This is a genomic window from Flavobacterium sp. SM2513 (genome assembly GCF_050908145.1).
Taxonomy (GTDB): domain Bacteria; phylum Bacteroidota; class Bacteroidia; order Flavobacteriales; family Flavobacteriaceae; genus Flavobacterium.
Genome location: NZ_CP194228.1, coordinates 66,563 through 87,686, shown reverse-complemented (window position 1 = coordinate 87,686; position 21,124 = coordinate 66,563). Strand labels below are relative to the sequence as shown.

At 36.4% G+C, this 21,124-nt stretch carries 19 protein-coding genes; all 19 read left to right on the top strand.

What is annotated here, in order from left to right; translation table 11 throughout:
- Positions 1-3 precede the first annotated feature (3 nt).
- The 19 genes from ACQ5J2_RS00320 to ACQ5J2_RS00230 all read left to right on the top strand — a co-directional run bounded on the left by ACQ5J2_RS00320 (position 4) and on the right by ACQ5J2_RS00230 (position 21,122).
- Positions 4-1,431, top strand: a complete 1,428-nt coding sequence (locus tag ACQ5J2_RS00320; protein ID WP_432671706.1) for an MBOAT family O-acyltransferase — start codon at positions 4-6, stop codon at positions 1,429-1,431.
- Positions 1,431-2,321 (top strand): hypothetical protein, encoded by an 891-nt coding sequence (locus ACQ5J2_RS00315; protein WP_432671705.1) that lies wholly within the window; start codon positions 1,431-1,433, stop codon positions 2,319-2,321. Before ACQ5J2_RS00320 ends, ACQ5J2_RS00315 begins: the two co-directional genes overlap by 1 nt.
- Positions 2,322-2,677: 356 nt before the next feature.
- A complete protein-coding gene (locus ACQ5J2_RS00310) occupies positions 2,678-4,402 on the top strand; it encodes an ABC transporter ATP-binding protein (RefSeq protein ID WP_432671704.1) in 1,725 nt (574 codons plus the stop codon).
- 143 nt (positions 4,403-4,545) lie between these two features.
- Positions 4,546-5,619 carry a DegT/DnrJ/EryC1/StrS family aminotransferase gene (locus ACQ5J2_RS00305; protein ID WP_432671703.1) on the top strand — a complete coding sequence of 358 codons (1,074 nt, stop codon included), beginning with the start codon at positions 4,546-4,548 and terminating at the stop codon, positions 5,617-5,619.
- Positions 5,620-5,628: 9 nt separating this feature from the next.
- The gene (locus ACQ5J2_RS00300; RefSeq protein WP_432671702.1) at positions 5,629-6,444 is read left to right on the top strand and encodes an HpcH/HpaI aldolase/citrate lyase family protein; all 816 of its coding nucleotides are present in this window, start codon (positions 5,629-5,631) and stop codon (positions 6,442-6,444) included.
- A 15-nt stretch (positions 6,445-6,459) separates the two neighbouring features.
- Positions 6,460-6,927, top strand: coding sequence for a MaoC family dehydratase (locus ACQ5J2_RS00295; protein ID WP_432671701.1), 468 nt, complete (start codon positions 6,460-6,462; stop codon positions 6,925-6,927).
- Positions 6,917-7,825, top strand: a complete 909-nt coding sequence (locus tag ACQ5J2_RS00290) for an HpcH/HpaI aldolase/citrate lyase family protein (protein ID WP_432671700.1) — start codon at positions 6,917-6,919, stop codon at positions 7,823-7,825. Before ACQ5J2_RS00295 ends, ACQ5J2_RS00290 begins: the two co-directional genes overlap by 11 nt.
- 8 nt (positions 7,826-7,833) lie before the next feature.
- Positions 7,834-8,502: an acetyltransferase gene (locus ACQ5J2_RS00285; protein WP_432671699.1), complete on the top strand. Its 669-nt coding sequence runs from the start codon at positions 7,834-7,836 to the stop codon at positions 8,500-8,502.
- A gap of 6 nt (positions 8,503-8,508) precedes the next feature.
- Positions 8,509-9,453, top strand: coding sequence for a glycosyltransferase (locus tag ACQ5J2_RS00280; RefSeq protein WP_432671698.1), 945 nt, complete (start codon positions 8,509-8,511; stop codon positions 9,451-9,453).
- 14 nt (positions 9,454-9,467) lie between these two features.
- A complete protein-coding gene (locus ACQ5J2_RS00275) occupies positions 9,468-10,406 on the top strand; it encodes an NAD-dependent epimerase/dehydratase family protein (protein WP_432671697.1) in 939 nt (312 codons plus the stop codon).
- A 23-nt stretch (positions 10,407-10,429) separates the two neighbouring features.
- Entirely contained in the window at positions 10,430-11,503 is a 1,074-nt protein-coding gene (locus ACQ5J2_RS00270; RefSeq protein ID WP_432671696.1) for a glycosyltransferase, read from the top strand.
- Positions 11,504-12,880 (top strand): asparagine synthase-related protein, encoded by a 1,377-nt coding sequence (locus ACQ5J2_RS00265; protein ID WP_432671695.1) that lies wholly within the window; start codon positions 11,504-11,506, stop codon positions 12,878-12,880.
- Positions 12,870-14,075 carry a glycosyltransferase family 4 protein gene (locus tag ACQ5J2_RS00260; RefSeq protein ID WP_432671694.1) on the top strand — a complete coding sequence of 402 codons (1,206 nt, stop codon included), beginning with the start codon at positions 12,870-12,872 and terminating at the stop codon, positions 14,073-14,075. Before ACQ5J2_RS00265 ends, ACQ5J2_RS00260 begins: the two co-directional genes overlap by 11 nt.
- Positions 14,076-14,145: 70 nt before the next feature.
- Positions 14,146-15,246, top strand: a complete 1,101-nt coding sequence (locus ACQ5J2_RS00255; protein WP_432671693.1) for a glycosyltransferase family 4 protein — start codon at positions 14,146-14,148, stop codon at positions 15,244-15,246.
- A complete protein-coding gene (locus ACQ5J2_RS00250) occupies positions 15,243-16,580 on the top strand; it encodes a glycosyltransferase family 2 protein (protein WP_432671692.1) in 1,338 nt (445 codons plus the stop codon). The genes ACQ5J2_RS00255 and ACQ5J2_RS00250 overlap by 4 nt, the downstream gene beginning before the upstream one ends.
- Positions 16,577-17,671, top strand: coding sequence for a glycosyltransferase family 4 protein (locus ACQ5J2_RS00245; protein WP_432671691.1), 1,095 nt, complete (start codon positions 16,577-16,579; stop codon positions 17,669-17,671). Before ACQ5J2_RS00250 ends, ACQ5J2_RS00245 begins: the two co-directional genes overlap by 4 nt.
- A complete protein-coding gene (locus ACQ5J2_RS00240; protein WP_432671690.1) occupies positions 17,668-18,801 on the top strand; it encodes a glycosyltransferase in 1,134 nt (377 codons plus the stop codon). The genes ACQ5J2_RS00245 and ACQ5J2_RS00240 overlap by 4 nt, the downstream gene beginning before the upstream one ends.
- Positions 18,801-20,168, top strand: a complete 1,368-nt coding sequence (locus ACQ5J2_RS00235; protein WP_432671689.1) for an O-antigen ligase family protein — start codon at positions 18,801-18,803, stop codon at positions 20,166-20,168. Before ACQ5J2_RS00240 ends, ACQ5J2_RS00235 begins: the two co-directional genes overlap by 1 nt.
- A 3-nt stretch (positions 20,169-20,171) precedes the next feature.
- Positions 20,172-21,122 carry a glycosyltransferase family 2 protein gene (locus ACQ5J2_RS00230; protein WP_432671688.1) on the top strand — a complete coding sequence of 317 codons (951 nt, stop codon included), beginning with the start codon at positions 20,172-20,174 and terminating at the stop codon, positions 21,120-21,122.
- The last annotated feature ends 2 nt before the right edge of the window (positions 21,123-21,124 follow it).

Genomic DNA, 21,124 nt, shown 5'->3' with positions numbered 1-21,124 from the left:
GCCATGCTATTTAACTCCATTGATTTTGCGGTTTTTTTACCGCTTGTTTTTATACTCTACTGGTTCGTTACCAATAAAAACTTAAAGCTACAGAATTTTTTAATTGTGCTAGCCAGTTATGTTTTTTATGGCTGGTGGGATTGGCGGTTTTTGTCGTTGATTTTTTTTAGTACGCTAGTAGATTATACGATTGGAGTCTTGTTGTTGAAGGAACATAATGAAACAAAACGTAAAATTTTATTGTGGGTCAGCATCTTGGTCAACCTTGGTTTTTTAGGCTTTTTCAAGTATTATAACTTCTTTTTAGATAATTTTGTTGCCGCTTTTAGCTTTTTTGGAAATCCCATTTCAGCTTCGGGATTGAATGTCATTTTACCGGTAGGAATTAGTTTTTATACATTTCAAACGTTGAGTTACTCAATAGATGTTTACAAGAGGAAGCTAGAGCCAACTACCGATTTTATCGCTTTTTCTGCTTTTGTGTGCTTTTTTCCGCAACTGGTAGCGGGGCCTATTGAACGGGCGACGCATTTATTGCCTCAATTTTACAGTAAACGGCGGTTTGATTACGGTCAGTCTGTTGAGGGTGTAAAACTGATTATTTGGGGTTTGTTTAAAAAAGTGGTTATTGCAGATAATGCTTCTTATTTTGTCAATAAAATTTTCGAAAATCCGGAGCTGTATTCGTCTGGCGAATTGTTTACGGGAATGCTATTGTTTGCGTTTCAAATTTATTGTGACTTCTCGGGTTATTCAGATATTGCCATAGGACTATCGAAGCTTTTTGGTTTTGACTTGATGGTTAATTTTAAGTTTCCTTATTTTTCTCGAGATATTGCGGAATTTTGGAGGCGTTGGCACATTTCATTATCCACTTGGTTTCGCGATTATATTTACATCCCTTTGGGAGGTTCCCATGGTACGCAATTCGCTAAAATTAGAAATGTACTGATTATATTCTTAGTGAGTGGCTTTTGGCACGGTGCCAACTGGACGTACGTTTTCTGGGGTCTTTTTCACGGGTTGTTGTTTTTACCCTTGTTGGTCTTTAGTTTGAATCGAAACAATACGATGACCAAATCCTACGGTTGGTTGGATTTTGCTAAAATTGGACTAACCTTTTTGTTGGTTTGTATCGGTTGGGTATTTTTTAGGGCTGCTAGTTTACCCGATGCGTTTCAGTACTTGGGACGGATGATGGAGTTCGGTAGTTTTGGTATGCAGCTCTTTTGCAAGTCGAATGCCAATCTGATGATTTTTATTTTATCGATGGCAGGAATTGGGATTTTGGTTCTTCAAGAATTAATGTGGGTCATTCAGAAAAGAGAAGTGCCGAGAATCACTACCTTTAAGGCTGTTATTCTGGTGCTACTTATCTTTTTGATGGGTACCTTTAAAAATCAAATGGATTTTATTTATTTTCAATTTTAATGAAAAAATTTATCACTAAAATAATAGTTTATACGGCAATCATTCTAATCATAGCGAATGGAATTGCTTGGTTGTCGTTGTATTTTTTAGGACAATCGCAATTGTATAAACCGCAGTTCGTAAAAAATGGGGTTAAGGAAAAGCATTTTGATTATGTGGTTTTAGGTTCGAGCACGGGATTAACCACTTTGGATACAAAACAAATTGATTCCACTATAAATACAACGGGTTTAAATATCAGCATGGACGATACGGCATTAAATACCCATTATTTAATGTTGCAGTACTTTTATGCTCAAAATAAAACCACCGACTATTTGGTTTTGGCTGTTACCCCATGGGATTTAGCGAACAAAGAACCGGTTTTGAGTGATAATGACTATCGTTTCTTCTCAGAACAATATACGGATGTAGTCCATGCTTATTATCAAAGTATTCCCTATAAAGGTTTCCCTGTTTTGAAGTACAGCGCTTATGTACCTATTTTAGGGGTGAGTTATTACAATACGGAGTTGTTTTACCCTTCTTTATTGACCATTGTGCAACCTAAAAAACGGAATCGTTTTGACGACCGAGGAAATTATAGTTATCCTAGCACAGGAGTACCGAAAGAAACCGCTCCAAATGTTGTTACTGCGGTGATTAAAAATCCTTATTTTGAAAAGATAGAGGCGCTTTGTAAGGAAAAAGGGATTCAATTGATTGTGTACCAATCGCCGTTGTATAAAACGAAAGTGGACTTAAGTGGGCAGAAATTTGTGATTAATCATTCTGATTTTCTTAAAGACAAGAGTTTGTTTTATGATAATTTGCATGTGAATAAGGAGGGACGTACGTCTTGTTCTGCTAATTTTGCATTGAAATTTCAAAGTATAAAGGAAAAACCGTAGCTTTTAGAATGGATATTTATTTTTAAATTTCGATATTGAATTGTTTATCGTTTGAGTTTTTGAAAAGAAATTTTTTTTTAGTTACGAAGGCTACCTATTTGTGCAGTCAAAGTACTATTTAAAAAAAATAAAGACTTTAAAGTTTCTTAAATAGTGTTAAAAATCAGTACATTTGTGGCTTCGTTAAGAGATTCAACTTTGTATATTTATACTTCTTGAAACTAGTATTTGTCACATTGGTCATGAGCCAAAACTAATTTTAATCCAATTAATTTTTCATCACTATAGAATTAATGCAGACGTTTAAAAAGTTTATAAAAAAATATTTCGCTTCATTTGCGTACTTCTACACTATATTGAAGTCGAAGATTTTCGTAGTAATTGTATTGAGTATTTTAGTGGGGCTTTTAGACAGTCTAGGGCTTACAATGTTTCTTCCTTTGCTGCAACTAGCTGATGGAGGTGGTGCTGTAGATATGGGTAATTTGAATTTTATTACCAATGCATTAAATGGTGCGGGTGTTGAATTAACAGTTAATAAAGCACTGTTTTTTTTAGTGGTTATATTTTTAGTCAAGGGGTTAGTTGTTTATAAGTCAAGTGTTTATAAGATTTTGACACAGCAACAACTTACAAAGCAGGTTCGAATGAGTATAGTGGATTTGTTTCCTGTTTTTGCTTATAACCAATTTGTAAAAACAGATATTGGTAAAATTCAAAATATATTTTTAGGAGAAATAGGGCGTTTGTCAAATACTTATGTTAACTATATTTCAATGATTCAGGGGGCTATTATGATTATAGTCTATATGATTTTTTCATTTATGGTGGATTGGCAGTTTGCACTGTTGGTTTGTATAGGAGGGCTTTTGTCAAATTTAATCTTCAGTCGTATCAACAAGCTTACCAAAGAAAAATCTAAAAACATTTCGAAGGTAGGGAATGCCTTCTCAAACATACTTAATCAGTATGTAAATAACTTTAAATATTTGAAAGCTACAGGTAAGGTAGTAGATTATCGTGAAAAAGTAGAGAAATCTATTGATCATGTACAATATGAAAGCTTGCAGATGGGGATGTTGAATTCCAAGGTCACGGCTTTTAGAGAGCCATTACTTATTTGTATTGTAGTACTGGTTATTTTTATACAGATAACTTTTTTTAATGCCCGTATTTCTGCCATTATGATTAGTTTGTTGTTTTTTTACCGTGCTTTGACAGCAGTAGTTTCTGTTCAGAACAATTATAATAATGCACTTGCCAATCAAGGCGCAATTGATAATATTCAAGGATTTCTAGCCGAATTAAGAAAGTATAAAGAGCAAGTAGGCTCGCTTGTTTTTGGAGGACTGCGCCATTCAATAGAAATCAAAGATGTGGTTTTTAAATACGGAGAAACAACTATATTGAACCAGATTAATCTCAGTATTTCTAAAAATAAGACTGTAGCTTTTGTGGGAGAAAGCGGAAGCGGAAAAACTACTTTGGTAAATTCAATTATTAAATTATTGAATGTGGAAAGTGGTTCCATCGTTATTGACGGGATTAATATAAATGAATATAATCAATTTACGTATCAGAAGAGAATAGGTTATATCTCTCAGGAAGCAACTATTTTTAATGATACGGTATTTAATAATATTACTTTTTGGGCGGAGCCTACAACGAAAAACAAAGCACGTTTTGCTGCAGCTGTAGAAATGGCTTCTATTACAGACTTTATTCATGGTCTCGCTCTAAAAGAAGCAAGTTTGTTAGGGAATAATGGTGTCAATTTGAGTGGTGGACAGCGACAACGTATTTCTATAGCACGAGAATTGTATAAAGAAGTAGATATTTTAATTTTGGATGAAGCCACATCTGCTTTAGATTCGGAGACAGAAAGTGAAATTCAGCAGAATATTGAGGGTCTTAAAGGTAAATATACTGTAATAATTATAGCTCATCGTCTGGCAACGATTAAAAATGCCGATACTATTTATTTAATGGACAAAGGTCAAATTACTTTTCAGGGAAATTTTGAAGAATTGGTTAGCTCTTCGTCACGATTTAAACGAATGGTCGAGTTGCAGGAGATATAGGGGGAATATTAAGATTGAGTATTAATACTTGCGATTGGTTGTAGTTTGAAGGATAGAATGGAGAGTATAGAAAATACAGAAAAGAATATAATGCGTAGAATCAATAGTATTTGATTCTTGCTATGAAATACGATAAGAATATAATGATACCAATAACGAAATGTTTTTTACCGCCGATTGAGTTATACACCGAATGGGTACAAAAAGCGTATGACAAGCAATGGCTGACGAATAGAGGCGAACTAGTGCAACTTTTGGAGGAACGTCTGAAGGGGTATTTGGATGTGGATTGGATGACGGTTACCAATAACGGGACGATTCCGCTGCAGATTGCGCTTAAATTACTGGGTAAAGGAGGTGAAATTATCACTACGCCTTTTAGTTACGTGGCGACTACGGCTGCTATTGTTTGGGAAAATTGCACGCCTGTTTTTGTGGATATTCATCCGGAATATTTGACGATTGATGAAACGAAAATAGAAGCCGCTATTACCAATAAAACTACTTGTATTTTAGCGACACATGTGTTCGGGAACCCTTGTGCGGTGGAAGCAATTGAAGCCATTGCGAAAAAACATAATTTGTACGTGATTTACGATGCGGCTCACGCGTTTGGAGTTAGGCACGACGAGCAAAGCATTTTTAATTATGGGGATGTGAGTACGTGTAGTTTTCATGCCACGAAATTATTCCACACGGGAGAAGGAGGGGCGATGTTTGCCAAGGACGCGCAGTTGCAGCAGCAAATGTATTACAGTCACAATTTTGGACATAAGGGACCGTTGGACTTTCATGGTTTGGGTATTAATGGTAAAATTTCCGAACTGCATGCAGCTATGGGATTGGCTGTTTTTGAGTCGATGGATGTTATTATAGCGGCAAGGAAAGTAGTAGTGGACGGGTATGATGCTTTGCTTGATTTTACGAAAATTGAAAAAATGAAACTCCGAGCGGGTACCGAATGGAACTACAGTTATTATCCTGTTCTTTTTCGAACAGAGGCAGATTTGTTGGACACCTTAGAGCGACTCAAAGCGAATGCTATTTATCCGAGACGGTATTTTAATCCTTCCCTTAATACCGTACCGTATGTTCAAGGGGCAGTTATGCCTGTCTCGGAAAGTGTTGCTCGTCGAGTTTTGTGTTTGCCTTTGTATGTGGGGTTAGAACATATCGACCTAGAAAATATAAGTAAAATAATAAATAGTTACAAATAAAGAGGCATTATGTTGGATTCTTATTTTTTTGTACCTGGCGATAAGCAAAAGTATCTGGATAAGGTAGCCACTTTAGAGGCCGATTTTATCGTAATAGATTTGGAAGACGCAGTGGCGTTGCAAAACAAGCAAGCAGCCCTTGCTTTGGTTCTGTCTTTAACTCCTGAAAAAAAGCATTTTGTACGCATTCCTTTTTTAGAGGATTGCTATTCCAAGGAGCAGGTGTCCCAACTTATAATTCAGTATGAAGGACGCATTGTACTTCCTAAAGTTTCATGTTTAGAAGAGGTGCAGAGCGTTGTTGCTTTAGTGCCTACTATTTCCTTGCAATTGATTGTATTAGTTGAAAACCCTACTTGCTTTATTCATTTACCAGCCATTTTAAATACCTACTCGTCTCAAATACATGCAGTTGGATTTGGAAGTCATGATTTTTGTTCTATTACAGGAATAAAGCATACCTTAGCCCATCTAGCCTTTTATAAAAGACAATTGATTTTGATTACTAAAGCTTATAAAACTTCTTACTTGGATGGGGTTGATTTGAATCTTACTGATTTCGCCGCTTTTAATGAAGAAGCTCTTTTTGCATTTGAAATAGGGGCTAGTGGTAAGTTTTTAATTCATCCGAAACAGATTGCAGCGCTCAAAAATATTCCATTTATGTCTGAAAGTGAGATGGAGCAATTGACTGCTGTTTATGAAAAAGTGAAAGACATTCCTGAAGAAAATATAGAGGTTCACACCATTGATGGTAAGGTGTATGAAAAACCCCACATTATAAGAATTAAGCATTTGATGCATAAAATACAACAACGTTATTAACTGAAAAAACTAGATATGGAAGCAAATAAAATGGGTAATTATTTTGAGGACTTTGTGGTAGGAGCAACCTTACACCATTGTCAATCCAAAACAATTTTTGAATCGGATAATAATTTATTTTCGATGTTAACGATGAATCATCATCCTGTTCACACGAATATCGACTACTGCAAGGACAATCAGCACGGTCAAGTACTAGTTCCGGGCACTTTGGTTTTTTGTTTGGCGGTGCATTTAACGGTGATGGACATCAGTGGTAAGGCTATTGCCAATTTACTGTACGAAAGCATAGATCATTTGCAACCTACCTTTATTAATGATACTATTTATAGCAAGACAGAGATCTTGGGTAAAACCGCATCCAAATCGAAAAATGACAGAGGTGTGGTGTATGTTGAAACTACAGGGTACAATCAGCACGATGTAGATGTTATTCGCTTTAGAAGAAAAATATTAATCAAAAAAAGAAACCATGAAGAGTAATTTACAACTGTTGCGCAGTATGATGTTCGTACCTGGGCATAATGAGAAATTGATTGAGTCTGCTGTAAAAAGCACTGCCGATGCTTTGATTTTTGATTTGGAGGATAGTGTACAACCGGAATCGAATAAATTGCTTGCTCGAGGCATTATTGTTGAAAAAAGTAAAGGGAAAGAGTTTAATCGTTTTCAAAAATTTGTGCGACTGAATGAAATTGAAACAGAATTTTTTCTACAGGACGTGTTGACGGTAACACAAGGAAATATTGATGGTTTTTTATTGTCTAAAACCAATACGAAAGAGGACGTTCAGTATCTAGATCAGTTGTTGACCTCTATTGAGAAAGACCGCAAATTAGAAGCAGGAAAATTTACTATCATTCCGATATTAGAAAGTGCTTTATCGATTGTGAATATCAATGAAATAGCGCTTTCTTCGAAACGAATTATTGCTTTAGGATTTGGTTCGGAAGATTATGTTTCGGACATACAAGGTATTCGTGATTTTGAGACCAATCAAAGTATTTCATTTCCTAGGCAATTGGTACCCATCGTAGCTCGTGCTCACGGATTGGAAGCAATCGACGCTGCTTATATCAAAGTTCACGACTTAGGAGGTTTAGACCGCCACTTACAAACAGGTAAAGTATTGGGTTATGGCGGTATGTGGATTTTGCACCCTAAGCAAAATGAATTGGCTAATGAAGTTTTTAGTCCAACTGAACAAGAATATCAAGACTCCGTTAATTTTTTGAGACTTTATGAAGAGGCTAAGAAAATCAATAAAGGTGTGGCTATTATCGAAGGCAAATTTGTAGGCCCCCCCTTGATTACTAAATCCAAAGATATTATTGCACGAGTGGAATTGATAGAAAAAAGAAAGAACCATTTTAAAAACTAGATCTGTTCATGGAAAAGATTGTAATTATTGGAGGAAAAAGTTCTGCTACACTTATCGCTGATTATATTTATGATGCGCAACACAAGCACCAAGTCGACATTGAATGTTTGGGATTTGCTTATGATGAAGAGGTTGTAGGAGCCGATATCAATGGATTTCCCGTTTTGTGTAGAGTAAATGAGGCCTACGAAAAATATAGAGATGACCATCAGGTTAAATTTATTTTTCAGATGTACGATATTCAAGATATGCAAAAAACAATTGATTTTAAAGATAGTTTAGGGATACCAAAGGAACGTTATTGCACTTTTATACATCCAAGTTGTATGATTGCTAGAAGTGCCACAATAGGTATTGGAACGCTTATCTTAGCCCATACTGTTGTAAATCCTAAAGCAGTCATCGGAGAATTCAATTCAATTATGAGTGGAGTAACTATTGGGCATGACGCCAGAGTGGGGCACTACAATTTAGTTGCTACACAGGCTATTGTAGCTAATCTGATTATGGGAGACCGTAACTTTATTGGAATCAATGCTACCACAAATAATAAAATAACCATTGGAGACGATTGCATGATTGGTATGGCTTCTAATGTTGTTAAGGATGTTCCCTCTGGAACGAAATGTTTTGGTAATCCTGCTAAGGCTGTAGATACGCCAAAGCGATTAAGATAAATTAGGATGAGTTTAGCTCCTTTAGTTTCAATTTCTTGTATAACCTATAACCATGTTAATTTTATTCGTGAATGCTTGGATGGTTTTTTAATGCAAAAATGTAATTTTGATTTTGAAATTCTAATTCATGATGATGCCTCAACAGATGGTACCTCAGATATTATTAGGGAATATTACGATAAGTATCCAAATATTATAAAACCTATAATACAAGTTGAAAACCAATGGTCCCGTGGGATTAGAAAAATGACACTTACTTTTAACATTCCGCGGGCCCAGGGCAAATATATTGCCATGTGTGAAGGAGATGATTATTGGACGGATCCACTGAAATTGCAAAAACAAGTAAATTTTTTAGAAAATAACACTAATTATGTTTTGGTAGGTAATCTTGCAAGTAAAATATATGAATCGGAGAATTTTAATACTTTACATAAACCTAAGATTGCATTAAATTGCGATTTTGATTTTGACACTAAATATTTAATGTTAAAAAACCCTATTTCAACGCTGACGGTTTGTTTTAGAAATGGTTTAATCAAAGAATTTCCAGAGGTTTATTTTCAAGGAAGTGGAGGTGATAGACGATTGTATATGCTTTTATCTCAGTTTGGTAAATGTCGCTATACTCAGGATGTAAGTGGTGTATATAGAATTCATTCAGGAGGAATAACCAATCAACATAAGGGGTCCTATTTGAAAAGAATAAAGGGATATGAAGAATATATTAAAAACACTGAAAATTGGAATACCTATTTTGATAATAAATATAGTAATGAATTATTGATTGCAAAGCACCATTATTCAGTTAAGATTGTTGAACTATTGTTCAAAAATAAGATGTGGCATAAAACAAAGCCATATCTTTCTCATATTAATTTTACTGACCTTAATTTTAGAACAAAAATTATTTATCTCTTATTAAAAATTAATTCTTTTTTAGGACATTAAAGCATTATTTATAAATGAAAATATTAATCACAGGAATAGCTGGTTTTATAGGCTCGCATACAGCAGAACGCTTAAATTCGCTAGGCCATACGGTAATTGGGATTGATAATTTCTCTCCTTACTATGATGTTCAAATTAAAAGGAATACAGTGCAGGAGCTGGTAGCGAAAGGTATAATTGTAGTTGAGTCAGACTTAAGAAAGGCTACCACTTACGAAAATTTAGACGTCGATTTTGATTATATTTTTCACTTTGCTGCGCAACCTGGTATTTCTTCCGCTGTAACATTTGACGAATATTTTGAGAACAATGTCATTGCAACCCAACAGTTGTTGCATTTTGTAATACATAAAAATAAAAACCTAAAGTTGTTCGTCAACATAGGGACTTCTTCTATTTACGGCAAAGAGGCCTTTTATGGGGAAGAGAAAGTGCCTGAACCCGCTTCTAATTACGGGGTCAGTAAATTGACGGCGGAACAATTGGTTTTATTTCATGCCCGAGAAAAAGCTTTTAAAGCCTGCTCGTTGCGTTTGTTTTCTGTTTTTGGTCCTAGAGAACGTCCGGACAAACTGTATCCGAAATTGATTCACGCCGCGTTTACAGGTAGGGAATTTACTTTGTTTGAAGGAAGCGCTCAACATTTGAGGAGTTTTACTTTTATTGATGATATTGTGGATGGCATTGTTTCTGTAGTTGGTAAAGAAGACGCTGTTGACACGCAAGTCATTAATTTGGGTACTTCCATTGAATCGACCACGCAGCAAGGTATTGATTGTGTGGAGCGACTGACAGGCAAAAAAATAAATATTAAAGTAGTTGATAAAAGAGCGGGTGATCAGTTGCGGACGCAAGCGATTATTGACAAAGCAAGAAAGATTTTGGACTATAATCCTAGTACTACTTTAGAAGCAGGAGTTAAAAAGCATATAGAATGGTATCTTAAACGTTAGATACTTTTAGTAACGAATTGATTATGAATAGAAAGATTAAGATTTTATATACCATTCCTAACTTTGATACCGCCGGAAGCGGTAAAGTATTGTTTGATTTAGCGAAAGGACTGGATAAGGAGCAATTTGATGTTGCAATTGCTTGTTCTAGTACTAAAGGGGCTTTTTTTCAAGAAGTTAAGAACTTGGGATTGCCTGTTTATATTAGAAGCTTGACTAAACCCATTAAACCGTATTACTCGTTGCTTTTTAGAATTCGTGAAAATATAAAGTTTATCAAAACGCATCAAATTGATATCGTTCATTCGTGGCATTGGAGCAGCGATTGGACGGAAGTTGTAGCCAGTCGATTAGGAGGAGCTAAATTTGTTTACACTAAAAAAGCCATGACCTGGGGCAATGTACATTGGAAAATAAGAAGTTATTTAAGCGATTTTATCATTACTATCAATGAAGAAATGAAAAGCTATTTTCCTACTAAAAAAGGCCAGCAGCTCATACCCTTAGGTTTGGATACGGAGTATTACAATCCAGAATTATTTCAAAAAAAGGAAACTGCGGTTTTTAAAATTATTACTGTAGCTAATTTAGTACCTGTAAAAGGGATTGAAGTATTGATTGATGCAATTAAGATTTTAAATAACGCTGATGTCTATTTAGAAATTGTTGGAGATGACCGGACAGAATACGCGTCAGAATTAAGTAAAATAATAAAAGAGTTAGGTTTGCAAAAACAAATTTCTATATTAGGGAAACATAAAGATGTAAGGCCTTTTTTAGGACAAGCGGATTTATATATTATTCCAAGTAAAAAAGAAGGCATGCCCATGGCATTAGTTGAAGCTATGTGCATGGGAGTTCCAGTATTGGGATCTAATATTACAGGTATTAATTTTGTTTTAAAAGAGTTTCCAGAATTATTATTTGAGGTGGGTAATAGTTCAGATTTAGCAGAACGTATAAACGAAGTAATGCGATGGACCACTGAGCAACGAGAAGAAAAAGGAGGCACTCTGCGCAATTATGTAGTGAGTCATTTTTCTTATGCTTCGTTCATCAAAGCGCATGAAGAATTATACACAAAATTAGCACGATAAATGAAAGAAGTAAAAATTCCTATCATACCCTCCAGAGTTACTTTTTCAGGTGAACAAAAAACCTTGGACTTAAAAGCAATTTGTACTTTCTCTGCGCTTGGCTTTTTTTTGGACGAGGATAGTTATTTTCTAGAGCAGAAGGCCTTAAAGCCTGCAACAATATATCATTTAGACCCATTAAACAAAATTATAGCAGAAAAAGAGTACTTTAAATGGAATTATAACCCAAAAGAACGCTCTTTGCAACAAATTACGGAAGAATTTGCCACATTATTTGAACAAATTTTAAAAGAACAATCAGAAAATAAGAAAGTGATACTGCCATTGTCAGGAGGATTAGACAGTCGTACGCAGGCTTGTGGTTTGAAGCACATTGGTGCCGACGTGCATTCGTACAGTTACAGTTTTGCGAACGGCCACGATGAAACGGCTTATTCTAAAAAAATAGCGCAAGCCTGTCAGTTTCCTTTTGAAGCTTTGACTGTTGAACAAGGGTATTTGTGGCCTAAAATAAAAGAGTTATCGGCTATCAACAGTTGTTATTCTGAGTTCACCCATCCCCGACAAATGGCTTTTATTGAAAAGTATGCCGCTATGGGCGATGTGTTCTCCTTAGGGCATTGGGGCGATGTTTTGTTTGACGATATGGGAGTAGCGGATGATTTGTCTTTTGAACAACAGGTTGCTGTTTTGTTTAAAAAAATTGTGAAGAAAGGCGGTATGGAGTTGGCCACTTCTTTATGGACAGCTTGGGAATTGGAAGGAAATTTTAAAGACTACCTATACGATTGCCTGCGTACTTTACTTAAAAAGGTGAACATTCCGGAAAGTGCTAATGCGCAAATACGTGCCTTTAAGAGTTTGTATTGGGCCCCGCGCTGGACGAGCGTTAATCTCTCCGTTTTTGAAAGCCAAAAATCTATAGCTTTGCCGTATTACGACGACCGGATGTGCGAACTTATTTGCACCGTTCCCGAAAAGTATTTAGCCAAACGTCAAATTCAAATTGAATATATGAAAATGCGTAATCCTGCTGTGGCAAAAATTGCTTGGCAAAGCCAAAAGCCTTTTAATTTGTACAATTACCATTTGAATAAAAAACCATTTAATATTCCTTACAAAATAGTGGATAAAGCAAAACGCATGATGACATCGCAAAACTACGTGCAACGCAATTGGGAATTACAGTTTACTGGAAGGACCAATGAAAGGCACTTGCAAGAATACCTTTTTGAAAATGAAAAACTGAACTCATTTGTACCGAAAAGCGTAGTGCAAGATTTTTATCAAAAGTTCCAGAACGAAAACTCGGTTTATTATGCTCATTCTGTGAGTATGTTATTGACGTTGTCTTTATTTTGCAGCAGTGAGAAATAGACTAAAAATAGCGATTTACTCTGGGGAAATTCCAAGTACTACTTTTGTAGAGCGGCTTATTGTGGGGTTGGCTCAAGAAGGGCATTCCATACTGCTGTTTGGTAAACGTAAAAAGAAGATTGCGTATAACAATGGGTGTGTTTATCAAGTCTCCTTTAAGGAAAGTAAATTGAGTAAGCTCCTTTTTTTAGCAAAATACACTTTTTTACTTTTCTTTTTTAGAAAGAGAGATAAGAAGGAATTAGATGCGTTTATTTTAGCGCATTTTAAAAATCAAAGAGTTGCCAAAATTAAATGCTATCCTGTGCTGTGGCATAAGCCTGATGTTTTTCATGTACAGTGGGCGAAAAGTGTTGCAGATTGGGTTTGGGTGCAAAGATTTGGAATTAAGTTAGTAGTAAGTTTAAGAGGCGCACATATTAACTATTCACCTGTTACAGAAATTGGTTTGGCAGCACACTACCGTTTATATTTTCCTAAAGTGGACGGTTTTCATGCCGTATCAAAGGCCATCGCCAAGGAAGCTGTGAAGTATGGCGCTACTCCAGCTAACATTAAAGTAGTGTATAGTGGTTTTCCCCTTTCTAAAACTCTTCCGACTTTCGAATCTACTAGTGCTTCCAGTAAAATCCTACTGTTATCCGTTGGTCGCTCACATTGGAAGAAAGGCTATAATTACGCCTTAGACGCTTGTAGCTTCTTAAAAAGTCAAGGAGTTGCTTTTCATTATACCATTATTGGGGCGAAAGGAGTAGAGGAATTGGAGTACCAGAAAAATGATTTGGGACTTGCGGATTGTGTTACTTTTATAGATAAAGTGCCCTATGCTACCGTTTTGCAGATGATGCACGAAGCTCATGTGGTGCTGTTGCCTAGTGTAGAAGAGGGTATTGCAAATGTTGTACTTGAAGCAATGATGCTACGAAAAATAGTATTGACTACGGATTGTGGCGGTATGGAAGAAATTGTACAAGACGGTACTAATGGATTTGTAATGCCGATTCGGAATCCCCAAGTTATGAGTGAAAAGATTATTGCAATTAGTACGTTGAATGAAGAGGAGAATCAAAGTATTACCTCGAATGCTAGGAACACCATAGAAACAATGAACTCGGAAGAAAAGATGGTAACCGATATGATAGCATTGTATAATTTTGTTTTAAAAACTCCAACGGATGCTTTCACTTCAAAATAAAAAAATAGGCCTTGTTTTGCCTTCCGTACCGGGTTATTCTGAAACTTTTTTCAGAAGTAAAATTAGCGGTTTGCAAGCGAATGGCGCTACCGTAGTTGTTTTTGCTGCGAATTCTGACCGTGGAAAAGAAGCGGTGCCGTTTGACTTACAGTATGCTCCAAAATTAAGTGGCAATAAACTTTTGGTTACTGGTAGGAGTGTATTTGTTTTGGTTAACGCTTTTTTGTTTAATTATAAGGTCTCTTGCCGTTATTTGTCATTAGAGCAGAAGGACGGTGTCCCTATCAAGGAGCGTCTAAAAAAATTAATTGCGAATCATTTTATACTGCAACATCCCGTGGATTGGTTGCATTTTGGTTTTGGGACCATGGCGCTTGGCAGAGAAAATGTGGCTCAGGCTGTAGGAGCAAAAATGGCAGTAAGTTTCAGGGGTTTTGATATTGGCATTTATCCTTTAAAGCATCCGAATTGTTATCAAAAGTTGTTTATAAAAGTTAATCAAATCCATGTGATTTCAGATGATGTCACCGCATTGCTGTATGCACAAGGACTAACGAATCCACAAATAGTCACCAAGATTACACCGGCTATTGATTATTCCTTTTTTAAGGCTACCGCCCCAAAAGAAAATAGTGTACTGCAATTAGTGACTATTGGAAGGCTGCATTGGAAAAAAGGATTGGAATATACTTTGGAAGCTTTGGCGCTTATCAAAAACAAAGGAATTGATTTTCAGTATACTATAATTGGAGATGGACCGGAACGGGAGCGTCTTGTTTTTGCCGCACATCAATTGGGACTAGAAAATAATGTTACCTTTGCGGGGAAGTTACCGCCTTTAGCTGTTAAGAAAAAACTAGAGGGAGCAAAGCTTTATTTACAATACAGCATTCAGGAAGGGTTTTGTAACGCAGTGTTAGAAGCGCAAGCAATGGGCTTACTTTGCGTGGTTTCGGATGCCGAAGGCCTGAGTGAAAACGTATTGCACGGTGCGACAGGCTGGGTGGTGCCTAAGCGGAATCCAGCTGCTTTAGCGTTACAGATGGAAGAGGTGTTGGGATTGGAGGCTCTTTTGCAAAAGCAAATAACGACGAAAGCGGTGCAACGAATAAAAGAAGATTTTAACATTGAAAAACAAACGCAGGCGTTTGTAGACTTTTACAACTTATGATTTTTACTTTTTTAAAATACATTCATCCGACGTGGTATTTCAACTTAACCCCTCAAAAGGATCATGCTTACTTTCCTAGTAAGCAAACCCTTAATGATGCGGGTTTTATTGTGGAAAATGACTTGGGCTACCAAAGTGTAGAAGCGCAGGAGAGAGATGTCGCATGGCGTGCTTTTCAGCAGGGTTTTATAAGTACTGCGCCAAAAGCAGGCTTAGAGGTGTGGCAGGCTGTACAACTGCCTGTAGTAGATGAATACCGTTTTTTTAGGAAAAACTTTCATAAAATGTGGGTACTTTATGTTGTGGTGGTTCGTTTGCTTACCTTTCATAATCCCATTAAGGAGTTGAGCGGTTTTTGGGCGACGCGTTTGGTAAAAAGAGAAAGTCACTCCAAACATCATTTTGCCTATCCTGCTTACGATGATTTTGAAAGTCAACTAATCAAGGCACAACCTTTTGTTTCCGTTGTGATTCCAACTCTAAATCGTTATGAATACCTGAAAGACGTTTTTAAAGATTTAGAGCGGCAAACGTATAAAAATTTTGAAGTTATTGTTGTAGACCAGACGGACGATTTTAAAGCTGATTTCTATTCGGGATGGAAGCTTGATTTAACGTTTTGGTTTCAGGAAGAGAAAGCTTTATGGCGTGCTAGAAATGAAGCGATACAAGCGGCGAAAGGCGCTTATATTTTATTGTACGACGATGATTCATTAGTAGAGGAGGATTGGATTGAGCAACATTTGAAAAGCCTTGATTTTTTTAATGCTGATTTGTCGAGTGGGGTTTCTCTGAGTACGGTTGGGGCTGCCATACCTGAAAATTACAGTTATTTTTGCTGGAGTAGTCAGTTGGACACAGGCAATGTACTGTTGAAAAAAGACATTTTTAAAACCATAGGTTTATTTGATCGGCAATTTGAAAAACAACGCATGGGAGATGGTGAATATGGTTTGCGTGCCTATTTAGCAGGGTATAGAAATATATCTAATCCCAAAGCAAAGCGCATTCACCTTAAAGTAAGTCAGGGCGGATTACGGCAAATGGGCAGTTGGGATGGTTGGAGACCTAAAAAGATGTTTGGACCTCGTCCTGTGCCTAGCGTACTTTATTTGTCTAGGAAATATTTTGGCACTAAAAAATCAATATTCATGATTATGACTGCTGTGATGCCTTCATTAATTCCCTATCGATTTAAAAAGAATAAAGTGTTGAAATTGACGTCGCTCTTTTTACTGCCACTTTTATTTCCCTTGGTGGTTTATCAGGTTATTAAGTCTTGGCAACTGGCTAGTAAAAAGTTAAAACAAGGTAATTTGATTGAATGGATATGAATAAACGCATTTTACTAGTGACTTCTGAGTTTCCCCCTCAACCTGGAGGGATTGGAAATCACGCTTTGCATTTGAGCTTGCAATTGGATCAAAAAGGGTATGAGGTAAGCGTACTGTGCGACCACAGTACTTCAGTAGACGATGAGCAGTCTTTTGACGCAACGCTTCCAATCGCAGTTGTACGTACTAGTAGGACAAAACCTGCTTTTTTTACGTATTTGAAACGAATGAAAAGTGCGTTTTTATTGATAAAAAAAACGGACAAGGTTATAGCTTCTGGTAAATTTTCATTGTGGTTGGTGGGGTTTTATAGTTTGTTTTTTACCTCTAAAAAGTACTTTGCGGTGATTCACGGTTCTGATTTGGGGGCTGGCGGAAAGTGGGGCGTACGGATGACATCGTGGAGCCTAAAACGCTACGATGAATTAATAGCAGTTTCGCAATTCACCAGAGAGTTGGCCTTGCAGCGCGCTCCCGGTAGTGTAGTGAGTGTTATTAATAATGGTTTTTCGCCTAAACAATCTACTTCATTATCAACGTTGAAACACCCTTATTTAAGTATAATAACAGTAGGTAGTGTGACGTCAAGAAAAGGACAACAAAACGTAATTAAAGCATTACCCTTGATAAAAGAATATTATCCTGACGTCCAATATCAAATAGTGGGATTGCCTAAAGAAAAAAAATCCTTTTTAGCGTTAGCGGAAAGTTTAAATGTAGCTTCATCGGTTGTTTTTCATGGAGCGCTATCGGACGAGGCCTTGTACCAGCAATTGGCTGCTTCAAAAGTTTTTCTAATGTTGAGCGACCATTTGTCTAATGGCGATGTCGAGGGATTTGGAATTGCAGTCTTAGAAGCTAATGACTTGTATTTGCCAGCAATCGGCTCTAAACAGTCGGGAATTGAAGACGCTATTGCAGATGGTTATTCAGGTAAATTAGTACATCCACACCATGCGCAAGAAATTGTGGAGGCTTTACGTAGTATATTAGATGATTATCAAAATTATTCTAAGCAAGCTAAGGAATGGTCTCGTAAATTTTACTGGGAAAATGTAATCAATGAATACCTTAAAGTGCTGGAGCGATGATGAGAAAAAAGTTGGTAATTGTATCGCACACCAACCACCATATGGATGTAAGTGGGGTAGTAAAGGGATGGGGGGCTACTATAAATGAAATTAATTATTTAGCAGATTATTGGGAAGAAGTGGTGCATGTAGCATGTTTGCACGAGGGAACTATGCCTGCAAGTTCGTTGCCTTATATTAAACCCAATATAAAATTTGTCGCTATTCCTCCCTATGGGGGAAAGACGCTAGCCTCTAAGCTGGGTATCTTGCTTAGGATTCCAAAAATCATACAGCAAGTAGTGCGACATCAACAAGGCGCTACTGAAGTGCAACTACGCCTTCCTACCAGTATGGGGCTTTTTTTATTGCCGCTGTTTAGTTTTTTTCTACCTAGAAAGTATACTTTATGGATAAAGTATGCTGGGAATTGGAACCAACAAGCACCACCCTTGTCCTACCGTTTGCAACGATGGTGGCTGCAAAAAAATCTAGCAAAATCGGCAGTTACTCTGAATGGTTTTTGGCCGCATCAGGCCGCTCATTGTTATTCTTTTGAGAATCCTTGTTTAACGATAGCTGATGTAGGGAAGGGAGGGCTTATCGCAGCAGGCAAAGACTTTAGTGGTCCTTTTGATTTAGTGTTTATTGGAAGACTTGAAGATGCAAAAGGCGTTTCTAGAATTATCGCGGCGCTACAATCGATTCCTACAGAGAAAATCAATCAAATGCATTTTATTGGCGATGGGCCAAAAACAGAACACTACAAAAAAGAAGCGGCTTTTTTGGGTAGTAAAGCTTTGTTTCACGGATTTTTAGATAAAGAGCAGGTACACGCTCTTTTAGAAAAGGCACACTTTTTTCTATTGCCTTCTGATTCAGAAGGTTTTCCGAAAGTAATTGCCGAAGCGGCCTGCTATGGGGTTATTCCAATAGTTTCGAACGTAGGTAGTATTCCTCACTATATAAACCCAAGCAATGGCTTCGTTTGGGACCTTACAGGCGACAGGCCTTACAATGAAGTTTTAATGGAAACTTTAACTATTTCGAACAGGATTTTGAAAGAAAAGTCCGCTCATGTTCTTGAGGTTGCTAAATTGTTTACTTTTGAAAATTATTATTTTAAATTATCACTTTTAATAGATTCGTAATGGTTGAAAAGTCACTTATTGATAAGGCAGTATCGCACGAGTTAATTGAAAAGTTGTTTCTGAACGCGTTAGAAGTTATTTTAAAAAATAAGATACTGCTCTTTACAGTCTACGGGATTATTGCTTCTTATTTTTATAACCTACCTGTCTTGAAATACAGTATTAAGGGTGATAATGAGTTTCGTCTGTACGATATTCTGGGAGTGGTATTAATGCTATTTTACTACAAATTCTACAATACGGTTGACGTAGTTATTAGGAAGGTGTTTTTCTTGAAAATACTGAGAAGATTTATGATTTGGGCAGGTATCACAATGGTGATGACTTTGTTTTTCCATATTTTGGCGGACAAACTAGTAGGTTTTTTGCAAGTCATCTTGTATATGTACCACTTTTGGGTTTTTTACGTTGCAGCGGTTTTTTTCTACATATTTTGCCTCAACGCCACTATTTTGAAAACAGGTATTTACTTGATACTTTTCTTATCTATTGGGAGCTGTCTGATTATAATCATGCAAAACTTAGGATTAATCAGCTTTCTATGGAGCGATATTTATTTTAAAGGATATCAGGGTTTTCTGTCAGGCACATTGGGACCTAATAAAATAGTTACAGGAATGACCTCGCTATTTGTAGCCAGTTTGTGTTTCGGATTATTGCTCGAAAAGCAATATAGAATCAATATTTTGGTGGTCTACGTAGCTGTGCTACTGAATATTTATATTATTTTTATTTCGGGCTCTCGTACTACATATGTGGCTTTTTTAATCCTGCTTGTATTTTTTGCCGTTAGAAGTCCTTTGCGATTTATATTGGGAGGTTCGGTGTTGCTATTTAGTTTTACAATAATGCTATCTGCTTATCCGAATTTGCAAAAAACATTCGATCAAACGCTGGAGAACCGAATTTTTAGTAAAACCGAGGTGTTTGATGAAGGTAATAATGATGCAGAATATTCCGATGCATATGAGGATTTAGGATCAGGGCGCGAAAATCTTACTAAAAACAACCTAATTTACATTCTAGAGAATCCCCAAATGATTCCTTTTGGGACTGGCTTCGTGAACCACTTAAATAAGACTTTTGGAAAGTCCGCACACAATATGTACTTGCAGTCCATACGGGAAACAGGATTAGTAGGATTCTTTCTGTATTTTGGGTGGCTTTTAAGTTATTTATTTATAAGGTTTGACAAATACAAAGGATTTTCTATAGCTTTGCAGGGATTGGTATTTGCGATGTTAGTCACTTTGTTTTTTGGTGAGCATTTATACATCTATCGACCGTTATTCGGTTTATTAGGTCTTTTTCTGATAATTACTTCTATATTTGTAGCTAGTTTGCATAAAATAGAAATTAAATCCTAGACGATGAGTTTAAAAAATAATAGCATTGCTGTGGTAATACCATATTATAATGCATCAAAGCATATTGTTCATGTTGTTGAAAAACTCCCTGATTTTATCGATGAAGTGATTATAGTGGACGACAAAGGGGGTGAAAAGCTGCCTTTGGATTTGCTTGATGCTGTTTCTAATAGTTTTAATGTTATTGTTGTAGTAAACGAAATTAATTTGGGTGTTGGAGGGGCTACCAAAAAGGGATTTTTACAAGCGATTTTAAACAAACATGATATTGTTATAAAAGTAGATGCCGATGATCAAATGGATACTGCCTATATTGAAAAAATGATTGACTATCTGATAGATAATAGGGCAGAAATGGTAAAAGGTAATCGGTTTATTGATACTAAAGCGTTGATGAAAATGCCTTTTGTTAGACGTTTTGGTAATTTAGGACTGTCTTTCTTAACAAAAGCGGCGACGGGCTATTGGAATAATTTTGATCCGACTAATGGATTTTTAGCAGTGAACACCGCTTCTCTTAAGTTGATTAATTTTGATAAATTATCGAACCGCTATTTTTTTGAAACATCACTGATGTCTGAACTGTATTTCGTCAATGCTCGCATCAAAGACATTTCTATGCCGGCTATTTATGGTGATGAAAAATCATCTATGAACATATGGAAAATGCCGTTACTGTTTGCAAAGAAACTAACAGGCCTTTTTTTTAAACGCATAGTGAAGCAATACTTTCTTTTTGATTTTAATATTTGTTCTTTGTATTTGCTTGTTGGTTTACCCATGTTTTTCTTCGGTATTGGTTATGGTATTTACAATTGGCTGTATTATACGTCAATACATGCTTTTACGCCAACCGGAACCATAATGATAGTGACGATTTCTATCATTTTGGGTTTTCAACTTCTTTTACAAGCCGTGCAGTACGATATTTTTAATGCGCCCAAATCTATTTAGAA